Origin of the sequence: Limnohabitans sp. Jir72, from assembly GCF_003063575.1 — a bacterium.
Taxonomy (GTDB): domain Bacteria; phylum Pseudomonadota; class Gammaproteobacteria; order Burkholderiales; family Burkholderiaceae_C; genus Limnohabitans_A.
In genome coordinates this window covers 179,673-196,904 of record NZ_NESC01000004.1, presented here as the reverse complement: position 1 = coordinate 196,904, position 17,232 = coordinate 179,673, and the positions used below count along the sequence as shown (strand labels likewise).

The 17,232-nt window shown below is 59.6% G+C and carries 15 protein-coding genes; 12 read left to right on the top strand and 3 right to left on the bottom strand.

Annotated elements, in window-relative coordinates:
• The first annotated feature begins 1 nt into the window (after window position 1).
• Both B9Z52_RS07345 and aspS read left to right on the top strand, forming a co-directional pair.
• Complete coding sequence (locus B9Z52_RS07345; RefSeq protein ID WP_108413189.1) at window positions 2-676, top strand: DUF502 domain-containing protein; 675 nt, start codon at window positions 2-4, stop codon at window positions 674-676.
• Window positions 677-730: 54 nt separating this feature from the next.
• Window positions 731-2,542, top strand: coding sequence for an aspartate--tRNA ligase (gene aspS / locus B9Z52_RS07340; protein WP_108413188.1), 1,812 nt, complete (start codon window positions 731-733; stop codon window positions 2,540-2,542).
• 203 nt (window positions 2,543-2,745) lie between these two features.
• On the opposite strand, the gene B9Z52_RS07335 is transcribed toward aspS, so the two are convergent.
• Window positions 2,746-3,141, bottom strand: coding sequence for an RNA-binding protein (locus B9Z52_RS07335; RefSeq protein ID WP_108413187.1), 396 nt, complete (start codon window positions 3,139-3,141; stop codon window positions 2,746-2,748).
• 417 nt (window positions 3,142-3,558) lie between these two features.
• Between B9Z52_RS07335 and katG the strand changes: the two genes are divergently transcribed.
• The gene (gene katG / locus B9Z52_RS07330; protein ID WP_108413186.1) at window positions 3,559-5,715 is read left to right on the top strand and encodes a catalase/peroxidase HPI; all 2,157 of its coding nucleotides are present in this window, start codon (window positions 3,559-3,561) and stop codon (window positions 5,713-5,715) included.
• Between the two features lie 63 nt (window positions 5,716-5,778).
• On the opposite strand, the gene B9Z52_RS07325 is transcribed toward katG, so the two are convergent.
• Both B9Z52_RS07325 and B9Z52_RS07320 read right to left on the bottom strand, forming a co-directional pair.
• Window positions 5,779-6,384 (bottom strand): ATP-binding cassette domain-containing protein, encoded by a 606-nt coding sequence (locus B9Z52_RS07325; RefSeq protein ID WP_233251866.1) that lies wholly within the window; start codon window positions 6,382-6,384, stop codon window positions 5,779-5,781.
• Between the two features lie 173 nt (window positions 6,385-6,557).
• On the bottom strand, window positions 6,558-7,514 hold the full coding sequence (locus B9Z52_RS07320) for a DMT family transporter (RefSeq protein ID WP_108413308.1): 957 nt from the start codon (window positions 7,512-7,514) through the stop codon (window positions 6,558-6,560).
• A gap of 249 nt (window positions 7,515-7,763) precedes the next feature.
• Here B9Z52_RS07320 and B9Z52_RS07315 point away from each other — a divergent pair, with 249 nt between their 5' ends.
• From B9Z52_RS07315 to B9Z52_RS07275, 9 genes are all read left to right on the top strand, one after another.
• A complete protein-coding gene (locus B9Z52_RS07315; protein ID WP_108413184.1) occupies window positions 7,764-8,000 on the top strand; it encodes a DUF2789 family protein in 237 nt (78 codons plus the stop codon).
• A gap of 39 nt (window positions 8,001-8,039) precedes the next feature.
• Window positions 8,040-8,465 carry a hypothetical protein gene (locus tag B9Z52_RS07310; RefSeq protein ID WP_108413183.1) on the top strand — a complete coding sequence of 142 codons (426 nt, stop codon included), beginning with the start codon at window positions 8,040-8,042 and terminating at the stop codon, window positions 8,463-8,465.
• 89 nt (window positions 8,466-8,554) lie between these two features.
• Window positions 8,555-9,628: an efflux RND transporter periplasmic adaptor subunit gene (locus B9Z52_RS07305; RefSeq protein WP_108413182.1), complete on the top strand. Its 1,074-nt coding sequence runs from the start codon at window positions 8,555-8,557 to the stop codon at window positions 9,626-9,628.
• The gene (locus B9Z52_RS07300; protein ID WP_108413181.1) at window positions 9,625-12,750 is read left to right on the top strand and encodes an efflux RND transporter permease subunit; all 3,126 of its coding nucleotides are present in this window, start codon (window positions 9,625-9,627) and stop codon (window positions 12,748-12,750) included. The genes B9Z52_RS07305 and B9Z52_RS07300 overlap by 4 nt, the downstream gene beginning before the upstream one ends.
• The gene (locus B9Z52_RS07295; protein ID WP_108413180.1) at window positions 12,747-13,991 is read left to right on the top strand and encodes a TolC family protein; all 1,245 of its coding nucleotides are present in this window, start codon (window positions 12,747-12,749) and stop codon (window positions 13,989-13,991) included. Before B9Z52_RS07300 ends, B9Z52_RS07295 begins: the two co-directional genes overlap by 4 nt.
• Before the next feature lie 321 nt (window positions 13,992-14,312).
• Window positions 14,313-15,377 (top strand): DUF6402 family protein, encoded by a 1,065-nt coding sequence (locus B9Z52_RS07290; protein WP_233251881.1) that lies wholly within the window; start codon window positions 14,313-14,315, stop codon window positions 15,375-15,377.
• Window positions 15,374-15,979, top strand: coding sequence for a hypothetical protein (locus B9Z52_RS07285; RefSeq protein WP_108413178.1), 606 nt, complete (start codon window positions 15,374-15,376; stop codon window positions 15,977-15,979). The genes B9Z52_RS07290 and B9Z52_RS07285 overlap by 4 nt, the downstream gene beginning before the upstream one ends.
• A gap of 27 nt (window positions 15,980-16,006) precedes the next feature.
• Window positions 16,007-16,810 carry a DUF817 domain-containing protein gene (locus tag B9Z52_RS07280; RefSeq protein ID WP_108413177.1) on the top strand — a complete coding sequence of 268 codons (804 nt, stop codon included), beginning with the start codon at window positions 16,007-16,009 and terminating at the stop codon, window positions 16,808-16,810.
• The gene (locus B9Z52_RS07275) at window positions 16,797-17,210 is read left to right on the top strand and encodes a DUF2809 domain-containing protein (RefSeq protein ID WP_108413176.1); all 414 of its coding nucleotides are present in this window, start codon (window positions 16,797-16,799) and stop codon (window positions 17,208-17,210) included. The genes B9Z52_RS07280 and B9Z52_RS07275 overlap by 14 nt, the downstream gene beginning before the upstream one ends.
• The last annotated feature ends 22 nt before the right edge of the window (window positions 17,211-17,232 follow it).

Below are 17,232 nucleotides of genomic sequence, written 5' to 3'. Positions count from 1 at the left end.
CATGAAAACACGCAGCTTCAAACAGTATTTCATCACCGGTCTGCTGGTGTGGCTGCCCATGGGCATCACCGTCTGGGTCCTGACTTGGCTGGTGGGTTTGCTTGACAGCATTTTCCTGGCCGTGCTTTACGCGGCCGATTCGCTGATCCCCGGCATGCACAAATTGGCCGAAGCTTTGCGCGGTGTGCCGGGTCTGGGCGTGATGCTGGTGGCGATCGTGATTTTCTCTACAGGCGTTTTCGTGGCCAATATTTTTGGCCAATGGATGCTGCGCCAGTGGGACAACCTGATGAACCGCATCCCTGTGGTGCGCAGCATTTACACCAGCGTCAAGCAAGTGGCCGATACCTTGTTCTCCGGTACGGGCAACGCGTTCTCCAAAGCCCTGTTGGTGCAGTACCCCCGCGAGGGCTCTTGGACCATTGCCTTTCTGACCGGCACGCCTGGCGGCGAAGTGGCCAAGCACCTGGATCAGCCCATGGTCAGCGTGTATGTGCCGACCACACCCAATCCCACCTCGGGCTTCTTTTTGATGATGCCCACGGCCGACGTGATCGAACTCGACATGAGTGTGGACGATGCCCTCAAGTACATCATCTCCATGGGGGTGGTGGTGCCCGGTGGCCCCGATCAAATCCCTTCGGTTGAGTCCTCAGCCGCCAAACCATCCTTGTGAGTGAGGTCATGGCCAACGGCAGATGACCTCTTTGAATTTAGAAAGTAAAACAACATGTCCATGCGTTCCCACTATTGCGGTCTGGTGACCGAAGCCCTGAGCGGCCAAACCGTGAGCCTGTGCGGCTGGGTCAACCGTCGCCGTGACCACGGTGGCGTGATCTTCATCGACCTGCGTGACCGCGAAGGCTATGTGCAAGTCGTGTGCGACCCTGACCGCCCTGACATGTTCAAAGTGGCCGAAGACGTGCGCAATGAGTTTTGTGTGCAGATCAAAGGTGTGGTCCGTGCCCGCCCCGAAGGCACCACCAACGACCACCTCAAAAGCGGCAAGATCGAAGTGCTGTGCCACGAACTGATTGTGCTCAACGCCTCCGTCACGCCACCTTTCCAGATCGACGAAGACAACCTGTCCGAGACAACGCGCCTCACGCACCGCGTGCTGGACCTGCGCCGTCCGTACATGCAAAACAACCTGATGCTGCGCTACAAAGTGGCCATGGAAGTGCGCAAATACCTCGACGAAAATGGTTTTGTGGACATCGAGACCCCCATGCTCACCAAGAGCACACCCGAAGGCGCCCGTGATTACCTGGTGCCCAGCCGCGTGCACGATGGCCAGTTTTTTGCGCTGCCTCAGTCGCCCCAGCTGTTCAAGCAGCTCTTGATGGTGGCGGGCTACGACCGTTATTACCAGATCACCAAGTGCTTCCGCGACGAAGACTTGCGTGCTGACCGCCAGCCCGAATTCACCCAGATCGATATCGAAACATCGTTCCTGACCGAGGAAGAAATCCGCGACATGTTCCAAGGCATGATCAAGCGCGTTTTCCTCAAAACCATCGGCGTGGACTTGGGCGAGTTCCCGGTCATGACCTACCAGGACGCGATGCACCTGTACGGCTCGGATAAGCCTGACCTGCGCGTGAAACTGCAGTTCACCGAAGTCACCGACGTCATGGGCGACGTGGACTTCAAGGTCTTCTCGGGCGCTGCCAACATGAAGGGCGGCCGTGTGGTGGCCCTGCGCGTGCCGGGTGGTTCGGTCGAAGGCGGCGGCATCAGCCGTGGCGAGATCGACGCTTACACCGAGTTCGTCAAGATCTATGGCGCCAAAGGCCTGGCTTACATCCGCGTCAACGACCTGTCCAAAGGCCGTGACGGTTTGCAGTCGCCCATCGTCAAGAACATCCACGACACAGCACTCAATGCCGTGCTGGAGCGCTCGGGTGCTCAAAACGGCGACCTGATTTTCTTTGGCGCTGACAAAGAAAAAATCGTCAACGACGCCATCGGCGCGCTGCGCATCAAGATCGGTCACAGCGCCTTTGGCAAAGCCAACGGCCTGTTTGAAGACCGTTGGGCCCCGATGTGGGTGGTGGACTTTCCCATGTTCGAGTTCGACGACGAAAACCAGCGTTACACCGCTGTGCACCACCCCTTCACCGCGCCCAAAGACGGCCACGAAGACTGGATGGTCACCGCCCCTGAGAAATGCATCTCCAAGGGCTACGACATGGTGTTGAACGGTTGGGAAATGGGCGGCGGCTCGGTGCGTATCCACCGCGCTGACGTGCAGCAAAAAGTGTTTGACGCTTTGAAGATCACGCCCGAAGAAGCCCAGCTCAAGTTCGGCTTTTTGCTCGACGCCTTGCAATACGGTGCGCCGCCACACGGCGGCTTGGCGTTCGGCTTGGACCGCATCGTCACGCTGATGACCGGTGCCGAATCCATCCGTGACGTGATTGCTTTCCCCAAGACACAACGCGCTCAGTGTTTGCTCACCCAAGCGCCAAGTCCAGTGGACGAAAAGCAGTTGCGTGAATTGCACATCCGCTTGCGCAATCTGGATGCCGTCAAAGCCTAAACAGCCCTGACGCTTGCAAAGCCAACGCCACCTTCGGGTGGCGTTGGCTTTTGTGCTTTTTGAATGCTGAACCGGTCAGACGATCACCCACAAAAAAGGCTTCAAAACCGAAGTCATGAAGCCTTTGATGTGTCTGAACTCGGCGTCATGCCGAGTCAGAAATGTTGTCACGGCATCTCTGCCGCTGACGGGATGCGCAGGGCTCAGTAGCCGCCGCGACCGCCGCCGCCACCGCCGTAGCCGCCACCGCCGGAACGGTCGCCGCCACCGCCGTAGCCGCCGCCACCGGAACGGCCGCCACCGCCGTAACCGCCACCACCACCGAAACCACCAGTGCGTGGAGGACGAGCTTCCATCGGACGGGCTTCGTTCACGGTGATGCTGCGGCCACCCAAAGACTGGCCATTCATGCCTTCAATGGCGGCTTGCGCTTCGGCATCGCTGCCCATTTCGACAAAGCCGAAACCTTTGGAGCGACCAGTGTCGCGTTCCATCATGACTTTTGCGCTGGTGATGGCGCCGAATTCGCCGAAAGCCTGCTGCAGGTCTTCGTCACGAACGGTGTACGGCAAGTTGCCGACGTAAAGTTTATTGCCCATGGGGACTCCTCAAAAATACAAAAAACAAAGCGATGGGGTCCCGAAAGCAGAACAAACTTGAAAAGTGTCGCCGTAGCGCGCGAAACTGACCGATCACCTGACTTGTGCTGTTTTTTATGAACAGCACGCATGCATTATGGGGCATAGATTGGAAAAGTGTTGATTTTCTTGTCGCCGTCATTGTTTTATCGCTTCTTGATCGGTGCGATTGGCGTGTCAGTGCACTGATCAGGGATGGGTTCATTGCTTGTTTTTCTTGTTGTGTTCGCTTGTTAACCGTGGCGGCACGTGGGTGTGGCCGTCGTCATGAAATACCTCCCCACGCAGGCGCCAGCCTCTTTAAACTGAACCGATGCGGGTGCCTTGGGTCGGGTGCGCACCAGGCCTTCCATTCCACATCCGCCAAGTGAAGTAAAAATGAACACAAGCCATCCCGTTACCGCAGCGCACTGCCCCGTCATGCATGGGGCCAACACCCTCAGTGGTCAAAACAACATGGTTTGGTGGCCCAAGGCGCTCAAGCTGGACATCTTGCACCAGCACGACAGCAAGGCCAACCCCATGGTGCCAGGCTTCAGCTACCGCGATGAGGTCCAAAAGCTCGATGTCCCCGCGCTCAAAAAAGATTTGAATGCCTTCATGACCGACAGCCAGGACTGGTGGCCAGCCGACTGGGGGCACTACGGCGGCTTGATGGTCCGCATGGCGTGGCATGCTGCAGGCACTTACCGCATTGCCGATGGACGGGGCGGGGCGGGCACAGGCAATCAGCGTTTTGCGCCACTCAATTCATGGCCGGACAACGTCAACTTGGACAAGGCCCGCCGCTTGCTGTGGCCCATCAAAAAGAAATACGGCAACCGGCTCAGCTGGGCCGATCTGATCGTGTTGGCGGGCACCGTGGCCTATGAGTCCATGGGGCTGCAGACCCTTGGTTTTGCCTTTGGCCGCGAAGACATCTGGCAGCCCGAGCAAGACATCGATTGGGGTTCCGAAAAAGAATGGCTGGCATCGACCCGGTATGCCACGGAGCAGCGCGAATCGCTGACCAATCCTTTGGCGGCCGTTCAAATGGGTTTGGTTTACGTGAACCCCGAAGGCGTCAATGGCCAACCTGATCCATTGAAGACGGCTCAGGATGTGCGGTTGACCTTTCAACGCATGGCCATGAACGACGAAGAAACCGTGGCATTGACCGCCGGTGGTCACACCGTGGGCAAAGCCCACGGCAATGGCCAGGCTCAAAGCCTCGGGCCCGTGCCTGAGGCCGCCGACATCGCGGAGCAAGGTCTGGGCTGGATGAACCACACCAGTGCCAGCACAGGGCGGCACACGGTCTCCAGTGGCCTTGAAGGCGCATGGACCACGCACCCCACCCAATGGGACAACGGGTATTTCAAAATGCTGCTGCAGCACGATTGGGAACTCACTCAAAGCCCCGCGGGTGCATGGCAATGGAAGGCCGTGCACATCGCACCCGAAGACATGCCCGCAGATGTGCAAGACCCAGGCATCCGCGTCCAGCCCATGATGACCGACGCTGACATGGCCATCAAGATGGATCCTGCTTACAGCGTGATTGCGCAGCGCTTTCACCAAGACCCTGCGCATTTCACCAAGGTGTTTGCCCGCGCCTGGTTCAAGCTCACCCATCGGGACATGGGGCCTCGGGCCCGTTACATCGGCCCCGACGTACCCCAGGAAGAATTCATCTGGCAAGACCCTGTGCCGATGGGCAGGGCCGACTACGATGTGGCCGCTGTCGAGGCGCGCCTCTTGTCATGTGGTTTGAGCCTCAGCGAAATGGTGAGCACCGCTTGGGACAGTGCCCGCACCTTCCGCCACTCCGACAAACGAGGCGGTGCCAACGGCGCCCGCATCCGTTTGGCGCCGCAAAAGGACTGGGTGGGCAATGAGCCCGCACGTTTGGCCAAAGTGCTGGCCGTCCTTGAGCCCATAGCCAAAATTTCAGGCGCCAGCTTGGCCGATGTCATCGTGCTGGCGGGCAATGTGGGCGTGGCGCAAGCGGTCAAGGCGGCGGGCTTTGACATCCCTGTGCCTTTCTTGCCTGGCCGGGGCGATGCCACCGACGCCATGACCGATGCCGAGTCGTTCGCGGTGCTCGAGCCCGTTCACGACGGGTTTCGCAACTGGGTTAAGCCCGACCAGACCACCAGCCCGGAAGAGTTGTTGCTCGACCGTGCACAACTCATGGGCCTGACGGCGCCTGAAATGACGGTCCTGGTGGGTGGCATGCGTGTTCTGGGCACCAACCACGGCAACATCAGACAAGGTCAATTCACTGACCGCATAGGCGTTCTGAGCAACGACTTCTTTGTGAACCTGACGGACATGGCCTGCCAGTGGAAACCTGTCGGCAAAAACAGCTACAACATGGACGACCGAAAAACGGGTCAGACCCAGTGGACGGCCACACGCGTTGACTTGGTATTCGGCTCCAACGCCATTTTGCGGGCCTATGCCGAGGTGTATGCGCAAGACGACAACCGTGAAAAATTGGCGCGTGACTTTGTGGCCGCCTGGACCAAGGTCATGAACGCTGACCGCTTTTAAAAGCAACACCGTGCAGCGGGCGAGGGCTCTGACCATGGAGCCCTCGACCACTGAGCTGTCGGTTCAAAGTGTCAGGATGCTGGCCAGCGTGAGCTGGCTGGGCACTTCGTAGTCGGCCACGATCCAGGCGCGGTCGGCGTGGTGAGCCGCTTCATTCAGGAAGCTTTTGATGGCTCGAATGGACGACAGATCCAGTGCAACAAAAGGCTGATCGAGCAAGGTCACAGTGGCGCCCGATGCCAAAGCGGCGGTGATCATCACTTTGCGACGGCTGCCCGCAGACAGCATGTTCAGCCGCTTGTGGCGGTGGTCGTCCATGTCCAGCGCTTGGGCCAGCTCTTGCAGCAGTGCGTCGTTCCAACTGGGATAATGCAGGCGCAAGGCGTCCCAGATTTCTTGCACGGTGGTCTCGTCGTGTTCGGGGGATTTCAAGTCGCACCAGAACACCTGTTGACGGTAAGCGTTGGCTTGATCGGGCCATGTGGCATGGCCGGTTGCAAGTCGGCCGCTGCTGGGGCGCAGGTCGGTGGCCAGCAAGCGCAACAGGCTGGTTTTGCCAGCGCCTTCATCACCGGTCACGCAAGTGACGCCCGCCGGAACATTCAGGCTCAGCGCATGGAAAAGTGGTGACAGGCTTGGGCCACCTGTCAGGGCGGTGATCTGAAGCACCGTTTGAGGGTGGGGTGTTAGAAAAGTGTGTTGAACCATCTTGTGAAAGTGCCTTTTGGGGCGATAAAAGTCAATGGAATTGGGTGGAGATATTTCTAAAGGCGTGAAGGCGTTTCATGCAGTCATGCCGCACATTGGCCCTGGGATTTTGGCAATGACTTGGACGCAGTGCATCAAGCGCCGCCCAGCTTGACGGGTTTGACTCGCAGCCCTGCGATCACCCCCATCACCAGCAGCGCCACGCCCGCGAGAGTGAGGGGTTCAGGCCATTGCCTGCGCAGCATAAAGGTGTAGGCCAAAGCCGCCAGACTTTCAAACACGATGAGTTGGCCTGCCAGTGCCGTGGGCAGGCGCTGGCTGGCGGCGTTCCAGCACAGCGTGCCCAGCCATGAGGCGAACAAACCGATGGCCATCATCAGGCCGACAAAGGCCAGCGGGCGTGGCCCCCAGGGCATGGGCAGAGCATCGTCCGTGAGCGACAACCACAGCCAGAACAGCGCATAACCCAGGAGTGCCAGAGGCAAGGTGGCCAGGCCTTGCGCGGTGGCCCACACGCGCGGGTTGCGATCTGGATGAGCGCGCAGCCAGTCTGCGTTTTTCAAGGGGTACCAGGTCCAGCAGACCAAAGCACCCACGGCCAGCATGGCCCCGGTGATGTAGCGTGTGGTGCTGGCCTTCGGGTTTTGCAGCAAGGCGGTCCATTCCACGCGGTGGACGCAGGCAATGCCCAGCAAGATGAGCACCAGCGCAGGCAAGAGTTGGTGCCACGGAAAACGCCCGTCACGTTGGTGATTCAGCACATTGGCCGACACCGCAATCACCACCGGCAGCGTGCCGATGACCATGCTGGGTAAGGCACCACCCGCACGCTGGATGGCGCTGGCCAGAAACAGGTAATACAGCACGTTGCCAATGGCCGCCAGACGCAAGGCGGCCAGCCAGTCTGCGCGGCTCAGGCGTCGCAGTTCAGCACGGTCCATGCAAGCCAGTGGCAGCGCGATCACCCCAAACGCCAGGTAGCGCCCGAAGGTGTGCAATGCGGCTGGGTACTCGGGCAGCATCAGCGGCCCGACGAACACCAGGCCCCACATCAGACCGGCGGCCAGAGAAAAAAAGATACCACCCAGCATGATCGGCGAATGCTTGTTCATGGGGCAATGACAGACAGGTTCGCCAAGCCGGCAGTCGCCAGATGGCCAGATTGGATTTCGTCCATGCGCTAGATTATCCGTGGCGGGCCTTGTGCAGACCTTTCGGTCTGGTGGAATTGGCCAAGTGGTCAATGGCGCAGAGTTGCTGCACTTCGTAACATGTGCTGAGATACCCCGACTTCGCGCTTCAACTGTTGCGCAGGTTCCTCATCGATTCAAAGGCGCACGATGGAACAAGGCTCACACGCTTTTCACGAACTGTTCGCCCAGCTGGGGCTGGCCTGTGATCGTCAGGGCATCGAGGTGTTCCTGAAGGCGCACCGTGCGCTCACGGGTGACGTCGCCTTGTCTGAGGCACCGTTTTGGACCCCCGCCCAAGCTGCTTTTTTGAGGGAGTCTGTCATGTTGGATGCCGATTGGGCGCAACAAGCAGAGCAGCTGAGCCAGGCCTTGCGTTGGCGCTGAGGGCGGGGCGGTTTGTTCCGGCCAAATTACAATGCTCACGTGGCCAACCATTCTTTCATCGCAAGCATCCGTCAAGGGGTCGTGATCGTCCTCATGGCCTTGCTCGCATTGGCACCTTTCTTGCACGGTCATCTTGGGCCATCGCATGTCAGTGGTTTTCATGTCGATGGCCTGGACTTGAGCCACAGCGCACAAGCTGCCGAAACACTGGCCACGGTGTCTGTTCATGTGTCGGGCCATACCGCTTCCGAAGAAGAGTCCCCTGCGCTGGGGGTGTCGGTGTCCTTGCCTCAAACGGGCGAAGATTTGCATTTGGCCACGGGCATCGTCCCTTTCTTGTTGTGGGTCTGGTTGACCCCCAAAGTCCCCAGTCGGCGTGTGCGTCGCACGCCCCCGCAGGTCCAAGCTGCGCCAAGCACTTACCCGCCCGGCTGGCCACCGCCCGCTTTGGCTCCCCCGCTTTGATCCTTGTTTGAACCGTCGGCCTTTGCGCCGGTGCGGCTCACCGCTGGCCGGTGATTTTTCCTTATTGCATTTTTTCAGGAGAGTCGGTCATGACAGGACTGCTCAAAACCATCGTTTTTGTGGGTGTGTGGGGCTCGGCTGCGGCCTGGGCGCAAGGCGCTGCGCCCGCCGAGCTGCGGCTCGATGCGCAGCAAAAGGCAGCGCTGGGGGTGCGCGTGGCGCCTGTGCAGGCGGCGCAAGCGGGTGCATTGCTGGCTTCGGCCACAGTGACGGTGCCGCCGGGCCGCGAGGTCACAGTGGCTGCACCTTATGCCGGTGTCATCACCCGCATCGACGCGGGCTTGGGCGATGTGCTCAAGGCCGGTGCACCTTTGGCCCAGTGGAGCAGCCCGCAACTGGCCGATGCCCGCCGCCAGATGCGCGAGGCGCAGCTGGATGTGCAAAACGCCCAGGCCGCTTTGTCGCGTGACCAGGCCATGCTGGCCGACGGCATCATCCCGGCGGCTCGGCTGCAGATCAGCCAGAACAAATTCCATGCAGCGCAAGCCGCGCTGCAAGCCAAGCAAGCCGAGCTGCGCTCTTCCGGGGCCAGCCCGGGCGGCGCAGATTACGCCGGTGCCAGCTTGACGTCGCCCTTGAATGGCACGCTGGTGCAGTCTTGGGTCAGCGTGGGCCAGCGGGTGGAGGCCGGTATGCCTTTGTTCAAGGTGGCCGATACGCGGCAGCTGCAACTCGATCTGGTGCTCTCGCCCGAGAAGGCGGCGCAGCTCAAAGTGGGCGACGCGGTCAGCGTGCCTTCGCGGCAAGCCAAAGCGGTGCTGATGGGCATCAGCCGTGCGGTGGATGCCGCGCAGCAAGCCCAAGCGCGTGCGCGGGTGACGACACCCGGCAGCTTGAGCGCAGGTGAAGTCTTGCCGGTGCAGCTGCACCCCGGCGTCACGCCCGCGCAAGCGGCTTGGCAAGTGCCTGCGCGCGCCGTGATCGCGCACCAGATGCAAAGCTGGGTGTTCGTGGCCAGTGCCCAGGGCTTTGTGCCCACACTGGTCAAAGTCTTGTCCAGCAACGACGAGCAAACGGTGGTGAGCGGCGCGCTGAGCGCCAAGCAGCAGGTGGCCGTCACGGGCTTGGCTTCGCTGCGCGCCCTGCTGCAAAAGGATGAATGAGCATGGACGCCATGATCCGCTGGGCGCTGCGTTACCGCCACCTGACCCTGCTGTTGGCAGCCCTCTTGATGCTGGCCGGTTTGCAGGCTTGGCAACAACTGCCGATTGACGCTTTCCCCGATATCTCGCCGACCCAGGCCAAGATCATCCTGAAGATCCCGGGCATGACGCCCGAAGAGGTCGAGCAGCGTGTGGTCAAGCCGATCGAGCAAGAGCTTTTGAGCATCCCCAAAAAGCGCATGGTGCGTTCGGTCTCCAAATACGGCATCGCCGACATCACGCTGGACTTTGACGAAGGCGTGGACATTTATTGGGCGCGCCAGCAAGTGTCCGAACGGCTGAACGGCGTGATGGGCGATTTGCCTGCTGGCGTGAGTGGCGGCCTGGCGCCGATCACCACGCCCCTGTCCGATCTGTACATGTTCACTGTCGAAGGAGAAGACTTCACTCTGGCCGAGAAACGCCGTGTGCTCGATTGGACCATTCGGCCTGAACTGCGCACGATTGCTGGCGTGGCCGAGGTCAATGCCATGGGCGGCGAGGTGCAGACTTTTGAGGTGCTGCCCAAAACCGAACGCATGGCCGCATTGGGTGTGAGCATGGCCAGCCTGCGCGAGGCCCTGGCCAACAACAACAGCAACGACGGCGCAGGCCGCATGTCGGCTGGCGAAGAGTCGCTGGTGGTGCGTGTGGAAGGCGCGGTCAAGACTCTGGACGATCTGCGCGCCATCCGCATCGAGCAGCCGCACTCGGGCCAGAAGATTTTGCTCGACGATGTGGCGGTGGTGCGCCACGGCGCGCTCACCCGCTATGGCGCGGTGACGCAAGACGGGCGCGGCGAAGCGGTGGAGGGTCTGGTGCTGGGCCTGCGCGGCGTCAATGCCCGTGAGCTGGTCGATGCGATTGACCTGAAGATCCGCGACTTGCAAAAACGCCTGCCCGAGGGCATGACGATCAAGACCTTCTACAACCGAGGCGAGCTGGTCACGCGCGCGGCCAACACCGTCATCAAGGCCCTGGCCGAAGCGGCGGTGCTGGTCTGCGTGGTGCTCTATGTTTTCTTAGGCGGCTTGCGGCCTGCGCTGGTGGTGGCGGTGTCGCTGCCGCTGTCCTTGCTGGCCACCTTTTTGCTCATGCGCTACACCGGTATCACCGCCAACCTGATGAGCTTGGGGGGCTTGGCGATTGCGCTGGGCATGCTGGTCGATGCCTCGGTGGTGGTGGTGGAAAACGTGGAAACCCAGCTGGCCCATGCGCCTGCGGGCCACGACATGACCATCACCGAACGCGTGCTGCACGCGGTGCGCGAAGTGCTCAAGCCGGTGGGGGCGGGCGTGCTCATCATTTGTGTGGTGTTCTTGCCGCTGCTGACCTTGCAGGGGCTGGAGGGCAAGCTGTTTTCACCCGTTGCCGTGACCATCATCATGGCCTTGTCGGCTTCGCTGGTGCTGGCCTTCACGGTGGTGCCTGCGCTGGCGTCTTTGGTGCTCAAGCCGCAAACCGCGCACGAGCCTTGGGTGATGGTCAAGCTCCTGCGCACTTATGTGAAGTGGCGCGATGCCAGCTGGCGGCATCCGCGCTGGCTGGTGGGCGTGGTGTTGGGTTCGCTGGTTTTGGCAGGCGGTCTGTACACGCAGATTGGCAAGACCTTCATGCCGACCTTGGACGAAGGCGACATTCTCGTGCAGCTGCAAAAAACCTCATCGATTTCGCTGGCAGCGTCCATGGACATTGACACCCGTGTTCAACAGGCTATTTTGGCCCATGTGCCGGAGGTGAAATCGGTCATTGCCCGTGTGGGCTCGGATGAGTTGGGCCTGGACCCAATGGGGCTGGACGAGACCGATACCTTTCTCGTGCTCAAACCCAAAAGCGAATGGCGCGGCAGCAAGGAGGACATCATCGTGGCCTTGCGTGAGGTACTGGAGGGCTTTCCAGGTCTGGTCTATGGTTTTACGCAGCCGATCGAGATGCGGATTTCCGAAATGTTGACCGGCACCCGGGGCGATGTGGCGATCAAGTTGTTCGGTGCTGATTTGCAGCAACTGATCAGAACAGCGCAGCAAGTGGCCGAGGCCGTGCGCAAGACCGACGGCGCTGCCGAGGTGATCGCGCCCAAAGCCGAAGGCATGCAGTACCTGAGCGTGGCCGTGAACCGCCACACGGTGGGCCAGTCGGGCATGAGCGTGGCCTCGGTGCAGCAGGCCTTGCGCCAGCAGCTCGAAGGCGAAACCGTGGGCCATGTGTTGGACCGGGGCATCCGCACGGCCCTGACTTTGCGGGGCAACGACACGGTGCGCAGCAGCCCCGAGGCCTTTCGCAACCTGCCGATCACCGCGCCCGATGGCCGCGCCTGGCCGGCCAGCGCCTTGGCCGACATCCGCGTGGTGGACGGCCCGATCCGCATCGACCATGAACTGAGCCAGCGCCTGACGACGATTCAGGTCTCGGTGGAAGGGCGCGATTTGACCGGCTTTGTGGCCGATGCCCAGCAAGCGGTGGCCGCGCTCGGACTGCCCAAGGACATCCAGGTGGTGTGGGGTGGCCAGTTTGAAAACCAGCAACGGGCCGCAGCGCGTTTGAGCGTGGTGATCCCGGCGGCGATGGGCCTGATCTTTTTGATCCTGACTTTCACCTTCGGCTCGGTGGTGCAGGCGGGCATCATCTTTTTGAACATCCCGTTTGCCTTGGTGGGCGGTGTGGTGGCGTTGGCCATCTCGGGGCAATACCTGTCGGTCCCAGCCTCGGTGGGTTTCATCGCCTTGCTGGGCATTGCGGTGCTCAACGGGGTGGTGATGGTCACGCATTTCAACGAGCGGCTGCAAAACGGTGAGGCCCTGGCGCAAGTGGTGCGCTTGGGTGCCGAGCGCCGTTTGCGGCCGGTGCTGATGACGGCCTTGATCACGGCGCTGGGCATGATCCCCTTGCTGTTTGCCACGGGGCCTGGCTCCGAAATTCAAAAGCCTTTGGCCATCGTGGTCACGGGGGGCTTGGTCAGCTCGACTTTGTTGACCTTGTTGTTGTTGCCGCTGATTTTTGAGCGCTGGGGGGCTTTGGGCAGTTTGGCCGAGCTCTGGGCCCATTTCCGTCAGCCCCAACGCCAAGACAGGAGCGTCTCATGAAAAAACTGTGCACGGCCCTGATCGTGGGCGGCATGTGCCTGGGTCTGCGTGTGCAGGCGCAAGACACCTTGGGTGTGTGGTTGCCGCCTGCCGATCGGGTGCAGACCCTCGTGAAAAACAGCCACGGCATTTTGGCTGCGCAATCGCAGCAGGCGGCGCAACTGCAAAGGGCCCGTGCGACCGAGGCGGGCGCGGGCGAATTCAACCTGCGCATGAGCCAGCAAAACCGCAAAACCATCGACCCGGGTGGCCGCTTCAATGAGCAGCTGGTCAGTCTGGAGCGCTCTGTGCGCTGGTGGGGCAAGGCGGGGCTGGATGCCAAGCTGGCCGAGCAAAGCCGCAAGGTGGCCAGCATCGGCTACGCCGACGCCCTGCACGAGGCCAGCCGTGAGCTGATGCGCCAATGGTTTGTGCTGCACCAGCTGGCGCTGGCCCGCGAGGCGGCCAGTGCGCAAGCGCAGCTGTCGCAAGAACTGCACCGCCAAGCGCAGCTGCGTTTGAAGCAGGGCGACATCTCGCAACTGGACGCGAGCCTGGCGCAAGCCGAGCTGCAACGCGCACAGGCGGCGGTGGCCGTGTCGCAAGCGCAGTGGACAGCGGCGTGGGCGCAGCTGCAAAAGCGCTACCCCGGTTTGCCCGAGCCTGCCTGGCCTGCCGTGCCCAGCGATGTGCCCGAGCTGCCCGCTTTGCCAACCTTGCTGCAAGAGTTTTTGCAAAACCACCATGAGCTGAATTTGCGCCGTGCTGAATTGCAGCGCCTGCGTTTGCAGGCCGAGCGCATGGACCGCGACCGCCTGCCCGATCCGGTGCTGGGGGTGTACGCCGCGCGCGAGCGCGCGGGCGCCGAAAGCATTGTGGGGGTGTCGCTGGGTTTTGCTTTGCCTGGCTCGGCGCGGCAGGCCCATGCGGCCGCCGCCTTGGCCGAGGCGAACCAGCTGGAAGAACAAGTGCAGCAAATGACGCTGGATTTAGGCGCAGCTTTTGAGGCGCGTTGGTTGAACTTGCACCTGCAGAGGCAGGCACTGACGAGCTTGCAGTTGGCCGCGCAAACACAGGCGACGGCGGTGACCCAATCGCTCAAGGCCTTTGCCATGGGCGAGCACAGCATGACCGAGCTGATCCAGAACCGCAGGCTGGCGCAAGAAAGCCTGCGCGAGCGTCAAAGGCTGCAGCTGGAACTGGTGGAGAGTTGGGCCCTGATGAATCTGGACCTGCACAGGATCTGGGACTTCGACGAGTGAAATTTCAAGCCTGATCTGGTTTTAAATATTTTGAGTGCTATTCTTTATTTTTGTAAAAAATAGATAACTTAAATGAAAAAACAGCCGTTCCTCAGGTTCGATTACAAGGGGCCACTTCGGCGCGACTGGCTTTTGTTCGAAAAAGACCAAGGGTGTGTGTTTGTTCAAGGTGACCTTTGTCTGCAAATGGACAAACAGCCACCCCCTTTGCCGCACGCTGCAAAAGAGGTGGTCAGCAAGCCAGCTGTTGCTGCGGTAGCGTCAGTCGCACGGCACGCTGTACCTCCTAAAAAAGATGCTGCTGTCGTTTTTTTGGAATGGATGATTGCGCGTGGCGAGAAAAAACAAGCCAATGCCCAAGTCAAACCTGAACCCAAGCTGCCCAAACCGTTTGATCTGTACGACATCCCCGCGGCACTGAGAGCAGCAGGTTTCTCTGTTGCCGCCAAACTGGCGCAAAAATGGCTCGACAGTGCCGCCTACACCGCCTATGGGACTGACGAGCCCGGTAACGCTCAAGATGGACGCTATCCCGAAGACAAAGTGGACCTGAGCACCATCAGCCTGAGCTGGCTGCGGGACCAACCCAAGCTTGAAAAGCGGTATCAGGCTTTGCTGACCCACTTGGCATCGCCGAACGCTTTGCGTGAACTTAGCAAGAACTTCGTCAAGTACCTCTCCAACTACCCCGGCCTGAGCCACGAACTGAATACCCGCGAGCATTGCCAAGGCGATTGGCAAACGGTGCACGAGTTGTTTCAGTTTCAGCTGGAGTCTGTGGGAATGCTCGACACGTTGACCGATTCGTTGGGCATGACGGACGTGACAGCGGCATTGGCCAACTTCAACTTCTATGCAGCGGTGGCGCGCGCCAATGTCAAGACCGAGGTTTACAACGTCTATAACACCCCCACGGGCACACGGCACTGTCGCAAATCCATGGTGGAAATCACCCATGTGTGGGTTTATGCCAAAGACAGTTATTCCTTTCACGACAGCGGGGCATCATCGCAATACTTGGGCCATTGGAACAACCATGGCGTGATCGTTTTGCCTGCGGCGGTGGCGGCCAGCGTGGGGATGAAAAAGGTGGCTGATACGACCCATACAGTTCGAGCAAAACCACTGGACTCTGTGGTGCTAAAGCTTCTTGAGCGCATCAATGACCAAAACGTTGAACTGTGGAACGATGAGGTGGCTCGCTTCCCTGTCGATATCGGCGGCTCTTTGCTGGAGAAAGATGTGTACTACCCCGTGCGCAACCGCAATTACCGTGACTGGCGTGCTAAAAACAACCGCGGGGGTGACTTTTTGCTCATGACCGAGCCCAAGCTGGTCAGACTCGATCAGCCTATCGTTTTGGATATGCCGGAGGTGTGCAAATGAACACGGCTGCAACTTGGCAATTACTCAAGAAGTGGAGCAAACGGGGGGTGATCACTTTTCTGGTGCTTTACATTCTTCTGACGATGGATAGCCTGTTTTCTACCGCTACACCAAGCTGCCCAATTGAGCGGCATACATTTGAAGGGCAAACCTTTGATGTTGAACTGTGCTACGACGTTGGCCAGCGTATCCTTGGACTCGGATTCGGCGTGTATTCAACAGAAGGCAAACTGCTTGCTTGGAGAAGCTCCACTTTCGACCCAGAGAGTCGTCTCAACTACCTGGCGATTGACGACAGCATGATCCGCTACAGCGATAGTCCCATGGACCGGATCAATCCACCAGCAGACTGCGTCCTCAACATGCCACCCACGTGGGTGGATTGGTTGGAGGCTCGACTGCCGGGCGGAATTCCCGGCTTGAGTCATTGCGGTTCAGCCAGCTTGCAAGTTGTGGATAAAGCCCAGGCGCAGTGGGAGGACCGAATAGCACCCCAACGGGTCAAAGAAGAACAGGCGTCACGAGACAACCAAGCTTACTGGCACGCCCGCGCTGCAGCCACGGCTGCGTCTCCTGCTTCTGCAGCTTCCGTGGGTCCATAAGAGAGATTCACAAAAAAATTCTGCATCATGATATTTATTCGACTAACTTGGCCACGCTGGACTTTGGAGCTTTACCACTTCACACGCAAAGAAGCTCAGGCCTGCTTGTTTGCAGGCCTGTTCTTCTTGTCGGTGTGGTTGGTCCCTCGTGCTGGTCAATGGGGCATCGCTCGATACGATCTGCTCCTTTTGATCGCCTTGGTCATCCAGCTGGGCATGCTGCTTTCTGGCGTGGAAACTTGGGACGAACTCAAGGCGATCTGCGCCTTCCATGTGCTTGGCTTTCTGTTGGAAGTGTTCAAGACCTCCAGCGGCATCAAATCTTGGTCATACCCTGATCCTGCGCACACCAAGCTTTGGGGTGTGCCTCTGTTTTCGGGTTTCATGTATGCCGCCGTGGGCAGCTACATCATTCAGGCGTGGCGCTTGCTGCATATGCGGGTAGAACACCATCCGCCATATTGGATGGCTGGTCTGGTGGCCGGTGCGATTTATCTGAATTTTTTCACTCACCATTACATTGGCGATTACCGCTGGTACTTGGGTGCACTGGCCCTTGGGCTTTACGCACGCTCGCGCATCGTGTTCCGTCCCAATCAAACAGACCGCCGCATGCCTTTGGCTTTGGGCTTGGTACTGGTAGCATTTTTCATTTGGTTGGCAGAAAACATCGGCACGTTTCTGGGGCTCTGGGCTTACCCTCATCAAATGGGTGCATGGGCCGCCGTGCATGTGAGCAAATGGAGTGCGTGGTCATTGTTGGTGCTCATGAGCTTTACCATCGTTACCAATCTGAAGCACATCAAGGCCACGATACATGTGCCTGCGTGAAGCCGCACCGAGTCAGGAAAAACAGCGCAGCCAATGGATGTCGGGCGTACTGATATTGCTGGTGATTACGTTGGGCTTGGCATCCCGTCACTATGGGCAGCATTGGTCGTATGGCTTAAACAACCATCCCGGTGATGTGCTGTGGGCACTGATGATTTTCTATGTTTGGTCATTTATAAAACCCGCAGCCACGACTGTTTTTTTGGCGAAAGTCAGCTTATTGACGTGTTTCTTAGTGGAGTTCTCGCAACTACTCGAAACCCCTTTGCTGAACGCGATCAGGCTCACAGTGTGGGGACGGCTGGTGCTGGGTAGCAGCTTTTCGTGGACAGACATGGCTGCCTACACCATAGGTGTTACGGTGGGCGTATTGCTGGATAGGTGGCGTTTGGCTAGATGAAGAAGAATTGATTTCACCGTAT